Below are 5538 nucleotides of genomic sequence, written 5' to 3'. Positions count from 1 at the left end.
CCACGACACGCTCAAGGACCCCGCCCCAGGGGACTCGGCCGGGATCGTGAACGGCGCAGGGCCCGGACCTCATCTCGTCCGAGCCCTGCGCTGTCCTGTGCCAGGTGTCGTCTACGGCGTTGCCGCCACCGGTTCCGCGACCAGGTCGAGGAGGTCCGCGGGGGAGTGCAGGACGAAGTCCGGGAACTCCCGCAGGAGCGGGGCCGGGTCGATGCCCGCCCACAGTGCCGCAGCCGCCGCGACCCCCGCACCGCGGGCGCTGTGCAGGTCGGTGACGGCGTCGCCGAGCATCACCGTCTCCTCGGGACGGGCCCCGAGCACGGACACCGCCAGCTCCACCATGTCCGGCGCCGGCTTGGGCCGGGCCACCTCGTCCGAGCCGATCACCACGTCGAACATGCCGAGCAGACCGAGCTGGTCGAGCAACGCCCGGGCCCGCTCACCCGCCTTCCCGGTGGCGACCGCCAACGGCAGTCCCCGGCCCCGCAGTTCACCCAGCAGCTCCGGGATCCCCGGGAACACCTGCACCAGCGGCGCGAGCCGATAGCTCTCGCGGACGAAGGGCTCCTCCAGTGCCGGCGGCAGCCCCATGATCCGCATGATGTCGGGGAAGTACCGGCCCAGATGCCGGTTGTACTCGTCGAAGGGCGCCTCCCCCACGCCCACCACCTCGTCGTAGGCGATGCTGAAGGCCTCCCGCATCACCTCGAAACTGTCGACGATCACCCCGTCGAGATCGAAGACGACGGCCCGCACCTCACGGCGGTGACCGCCGGCTCCGCCCCCACTGTCAACCATGCCGGAACCTCTCCGAGTCGAGTAGCGTCGATGCCGGCACCACCCGGGCCGCTCTTGTGGAGCGCGCCCCGATCCGTGCCCGCCGGGCCGAGCGGTAGATGCGCTCGATCACCGTGATGGTGCGGCGGACCTCGTCGACGGTCCGCCCCTGGGACGCCGGGTCCGCCAGCAGCTGCGGCAACTCGTCGAGCTGCCGCAGGTATTCGGCGCCGATCTCCTCCTCGGGCAGGGGGATCTCGGTCGTCGTCCCGTCCCGAACCAGCGACAGGGAGGCCCCCTTGCGCCGGTTCGGACTGAATCCGAACGTGCAGCGCAGCGTCGCACTGCCCGCGCTGCCGTCCACCCGGATCCGGGTGGTGTCGTACTGCTCGTGCGAGGCCCAGCTCGCCCGGATCGCCACCGACACCCCGTCCTCCGTCACCAGGAACCCGCGCGCCGTGTCCTCCACGTCGCCCGCGCTGTCCTCGGGGCGGGGCGCGTCCTTGCGCCAGGCGGCCCCGGAGGACTGGTCGTTGACGAAGTCGTCGGACACCGTGCCGACCGCCTGGTCGAAACCGACCGGGCCCAGGATCGGCCCGACGGTGTCCAGCAGATGCCAGCCCAGGTCGACCAGCGCCCCACCGCCCGCGAACTGCCGCTGGGTGAACCAGCCGCCCGCGCTCGGCACCCCGCGCGCCCGCACCCAGGACAGCTCCACATGCCGGAGCTCACCCAGGTCCCGCTCGATGACCTCGCGCAGCGCGCTCACGTCGGCGCGGTAGCGGGCCGCGCTGCCGGCGAGCAGCACCGCACCCCCCTCCCGTTCGGCCGCGGCGAGCTGCTCCGCCTCGGCCGAGTTGAGGCAGACCGGCTTCTCCAGGAAGACCGGGATGCCCATGCGCAGGATCCGGCAGGCCACCACCGAGTGCAGATGGTTCGGTACGGCGACGATCGCCAGGTCGACCGCTCCCGGACTCAACTCCGTGACGTCCGAGAGGAGTTCGGTTCCGGTGCGGTCCTGCGGGATCTCCGCGCGGGCCGCCGGACTGGGGTCCACCACGGAGGTCACCGCGAAGGAGGGGTGCTGGCGCAGCCGCGGAAGCCAGATGGACTTCGCCGCCCACCCCAGACCCACCACGCTGGTACGGACCGGGGGGTCGCCCGATCCCCGTGCGCTCACCCGTGTGTTCATGCCCGCGCGACCTCTTCGGCGACGACCTCGGCCACGGCGTGCATCTGCTCCTCGGTGCCGAGCAGGGTGCGGTGGTGCAGCCAGACGCAGTCCGCGTTGATGGCCTCGGTGACCGGGCAGCGCGCGGCCAGCTCGTCGACGGTGGCGGCGGGCGGCGCGTACTCCCAGAAGCCCTCGGAGCGGTAGATCGCGCGGAACGCGATGAACGCCGGCACGCCCCGCTCCACCAGGCGGTCCACCAGCGCGTTGCGGTCGGCCTCGGCGATGCCGGGGATGCGGAACATCTGCATGTAGTGCGGGTGGTTGGTGATCCGCTCGTCGCGGGTCTGCGGGACCACGCCGGGGATCTTCGCGAGCAGTCCGGCCAGCAGTGGGGCGCGCAGCTCCCGGGTGGCGATCTGCTCGTCCAGACGGCCGAGCTGGGCCCGCAGGACAGCCGCGGAGAACTCGTTCATGCGGAAGTTGGAGCCCGAGGTCTGGTGGTGGTACTTGCGGTCGGTGCGGGGCCGTCCGCAGCTGTGCCGCAGGAACCCCTCCTGGTACGAGGCCTCGTCGGGGAAGGTGACCAGGCCACCCTCGCCGGCCGTCATCAGCTTGCCGTTCTGGAAGCTGAACGCGGCTATGGAACCCAGCTCACCGGCCTTGCGGCCGAGCCACTCGGCGCCGTGCGCGTGCGCCGCGTCCTGGATCAGCGGCACCCCGCTGTCCGCGGACACCTTGCCGAGGGCGTCCATGTCCGCGAAGTGGCCCGCCATGTGCACCGGCATGATGGCGGCGGTCCGCGGCGTGATCGCGGCCTTCACCGCCTCGGGGTCGAGGCAGTAGGTGTCCGGGTCGACGTCGACCGGGATCGCCACGGCTCCCAGCCGCTGGGCTGCCTGCGAGGAGGAGATGAAGGTGAAGGCGGGGACGATGACCTCGCTGCCCTCGCGCACCCCGAGGACCTGCAGGGCGAGCTCCAGGGCGTGCGTGCCGTTCGTCACCGCCAGGGCGTAGGGGGCGCCGTGCCGGTCGGCGAACTCCCGCTCGAACGAGTCGACTTCGCTGCCGCCCATGCGCCACCACTGGCCCTGCTCCAGGGCGCGGAGCAGACCGGCGCGCTCCTCGTCGCCGTAGCGCGGCCACACCGGAAGGTCTGCGAGCAGTTTCTGCGCCTGATCATTCATGACGATCCATTCCTGTTCCACCGAAGATTGAGGGAAGAACGCACCCCGGAAAACCGAGAACCGGCGGCGGGGAATATCACGCTACCGTGCGAATGGCATGGGCTCCCATCCCCTACTGGGACCCCGGAAACCCCCCTCAGTCGCAGCGCTTTCACCCCTCATCCCGAACTCGATGCCCGGACGCCCACGACAAGTCAGGAAAGCGAGAAAGAATGGAACGCGAATGGGTCGACGAAGATTCGGTCCCCGAACCGCAGTTGTGAGGTGAGTCATGAGCGCGATACTCCTGCTGAACGGCCCCAACCTCGGGATCCTCGGTCAGCGTGAGCCCGAGGTGTACGGCACCGACACGCTGGCCGACATCGAGCGGGCGGTCGGGGAGGAGGTCGCCGGGATGGGCTGGAAGGTCATCCCGTTCCAGAGCGACTCCGAGGGAGACCTGGTCCGTGCGGTGCACGCCAACTACGCCACCGTGGGCGCGATCGTGAACCCCGGCGCGCTCATGGTCGCCGGCTGGAGCCTGCGCGACGCCCTCGCGAACTATCCGCGCCCCTGGATCGAGGTGCACCTGTCCAACGTCTGGGCGCGCGAGCAGTGGCGCCACGAGTCGATCATCGCGCCGCTCGCCTCGGGCGTGGTGGTGGGACTCGGCTCCCTGGGCTACCGCCTCGGCGCCCGCGCCCTGCTCGCCACGGCGGCGGGATCGGAACCGGCACCCGCCGCCGAGACGTCCGCGGCCCTCCCGCAGCCCACCGTCCCGAAGCTCGCGGCGACGGCCTAGGAGGGGCGATGAGGACGACGACACAGACGACGAAGACGACGAGGACGACGCAGACGACCCCCGCGGCGTGCTCCCAGCAGTGGATACGCCGCTACCACCCCAAGCCGGACCGCCGCCTCACCCTCGTCGCCCTGCCGCACGCCGGTGGTTCGGCGAGCTACTTCCACCCGCTGTCGGCGGCGCTCGGCGACGACGTGGAGGTCCTGTCCGTCCAGTACCCCGGCCGCCAGGACCGCCGGCACGAACCGCTGGTGGCGGACGTGCGCGAGCTGGCCGACCGGATCACCCGCGCCCTGCTGCCCTGGGCGGGCCCGATCGCCCTGTTCGGCCACAGCATGGGCGCGACCGTGGCGTACGAGGTGGCCCGGCGCCTGGAGGAGGACGGCTCCCCGGTGGCCGCGCTGATCGTCTCCGCACGCCGGGCCCCGTCGGTGGTGCGCGCGGACGCCTTCCACGAGCTGACCGACGACCAGCTCCTGTCCGAGGTGCGCGCGCTCGGCGGCAGCGACGCGGCCCTCGCGCTCGACGAGGAGCTGATGCGGCTCACCCTGCCGGTGCTGCGCAACGACTTCCGGGCGGTCGCGAATTACCGCTGCACGCACACGAAGCCTTTGCGATGCCCGATCACGGCACTGGTCGGTTCGAGCGATCCGCGAGTGACGGCGGGGGAGGTGGAGGAATGGCGCCGCCATACCGGGGACAATTTCTCCCTCCACGTTTTCGACGGCGGCCATTTCTACCTCGCGGAACACAGTGCGGCCGTGACGGATCTCCTGCGGACGACACTCTCCCCGCACTTCGACAAAGACGTCTAGGCACGAGAGGGAAATTCCGTGAGCCGTCTGGGAATGGACGTCGGCGGCACCAAGGTCGCGCTCCGGCTGGAACGCAGTGGCGCCGCGGTGGGCGCGCGGCCCTGGCAGACGGTGTTCCGCTGGCCGGAGAGCGGGGGAGCGGCGGCGGACATGGCGGCGCTGGCCGACGCCCTCGCGGCGGTGCCCGGTCGGGCCGGGGACCCGGTGACCTCGGTGGGGATGGCGCTGCCCGCCGCCCTCGACACCGGGGGCCGGGTGCTGGGCTGGCCCAACCGCCCGAGCTGGCAAGGCCTGGACCTGCAGGGGCAGTTGGAGGCCCTCCTGCCCGGAGCGCAAGTGCGCGTGGCGGACGACGGTGACCTGGCCGCGCTCGCGGAGGCGCGGGCGGCGGGCTGCCGCGATCTGGTCCACCTCGGGGTCGGTACGGGGATCGGCGGCGGGATCGTCCTGGACGGAGTGATGCGCCCGGGCACGGCACGGGGCTCGTGCGAGGTGGGCCACGTCATCGTCGACCACCGCGCCGGCGAACCGTGTGACTGCGGCCGCCGGGGCTGTGTGCAGTCCCTGTCCTCGGGCCGGGCCGTGCTGCGCCGGGCGTCGCGACGCCGGGGCGAGGAGGTGGACTTCGACAGCCTGCTCGCCGGCTGGGCGGCCCGCGAGACGTGGGCGGCCGAGCCGATCGGGGAGAGCGCCTCGGCCCTGGCGGCTGCCGCGACCTCCCTCGCGGAACTCACCCACCCGGACGTCATCACGGTCGGCGGCGGCTTCGCGGCATCCCTGCCGGGCTACGTCGACGAGGTCGCGGCC

The 5538-nt window shown here is 72.1% G+C and carries 6 protein-coding genes; 3 read left to right on the top strand and 3 right to left on the bottom strand.

Annotated features, from left to right (window positions below):
- Window positions 1–111 precede the first annotated feature (111 nt).
- The 3 genes from EHS43_RS35985 to EHS43_RS35975 are packed head-to-tail and all read right to left on the bottom strand — an operon-like array spanning window position 112 to window position 3135.
- Window positions 112–798 carry an HAD-IA family hydrolase gene (locus EHS43_RS35985; protein ID WP_125194809.1) on the bottom strand — a complete coding sequence of 229 codons (687 nt, stop codon included), beginning with the start codon at window positions 796–798 and terminating at the stop codon, window positions 112–114.
- The gene (locus tag EHS43_RS35980; protein ID WP_125194810.1) at window positions 791–1912 is read right to left on the bottom strand and encodes a Gfo/Idh/MocA family protein; all 1122 of its coding nucleotides are present in this window, start codon (window positions 1910–1912) and stop codon (window positions 791–793) included. Before EHS43_RS35980 ends, EHS43_RS35985 begins: the two co-directional genes overlap by 8 nt.
- A 53-nt stretch (window positions 1913–1965) precedes the next feature.
- Window positions 1966–3135: a DegT/DnrJ/EryC1/StrS family aminotransferase gene (locus EHS43_RS35975; RefSeq protein ID WP_125194808.1), complete on the bottom strand. Its 1170-nt coding sequence runs from the start codon at window positions 3133–3135 to the stop codon at window positions 1966–1968.
- A 271-nt stretch (window positions 3136–3406) separates the two neighbouring features.
- On the opposite strand from EHS43_RS35975, the gene EHS43_RS35970 reads away from it, so the two are divergent.
- The 3 genes from EHS43_RS35970 to EHS43_RS35960 form a co-directional block, all read left to right on the top strand.
- Window positions 3407–3916 carry a type II 3-dehydroquinate dehydratase gene (locus EHS43_RS35970; protein WP_260470868.1) on the top strand — a complete coding sequence of 170 codons (510 nt, stop codon included), beginning with the start codon at window positions 3407–3409 and terminating at the stop codon, window positions 3914–3916.
- Between the two features lie 8 nt (window positions 3917–3924).
- Complete coding sequence (locus EHS43_RS35965; RefSeq protein WP_125194807.1) at window positions 3925–4731, top strand: thioesterase II family protein; 807 nt, start codon at window positions 3925–3927, stop codon at window positions 4729–4731.
- Between the two features lie 18 nt (window positions 4732–4749).
- Window positions 4750–5538 (top strand): ROK family protein (locus EHS43_RS35960; RefSeq protein ID WP_148104171.1); only part of this gene is annotated, 789 nt, incomplete at its 3' end.

It is taken from the genome of Streptomyces sp. RP5T (assembly GCF_003933965.1).
Lineage (GTDB): Bacteria > Actinomycetota > Actinomycetes > Streptomycetales > Streptomycetaceae > Streptomyces.
Note: the sequence above shows the minus strand (reverse complement) of the source record. Positions and strands in the feature narration are given on the sequence as shown.

Bases quoted from the DNA above. Each gene is read 5' to 3' on its own strand.
- EHS43_RS35985 (WP_125194809.1), bottom strand. From the start codon at position 798: ATGGTTGACAGTGGGGGCGGAGCCGGCGGTCACCGCCGTGAGGTGCGG.
- EHS43_RS35975 (WP_125194808.1), bottom strand. From the start codon at position 3,135: ATGAATGATCAGGCGCAGAAACTGCTCGCAGACCTTCCGGTGTGGCCG.
- EHS43_RS35970 (WP_260470868.1), top strand. From the start codon at position 3,407: ATGAGCGCGATACTCCTGCTGAACGGCCCCAACCTCGGGATCCTCGGT.
- EHS43_RS35965 (WP_125194807.1), top strand. From the start codon at position 3,925: ATGAGGACGACGACACAGACGACGAAGACGACGAGGACGACGCAGACG.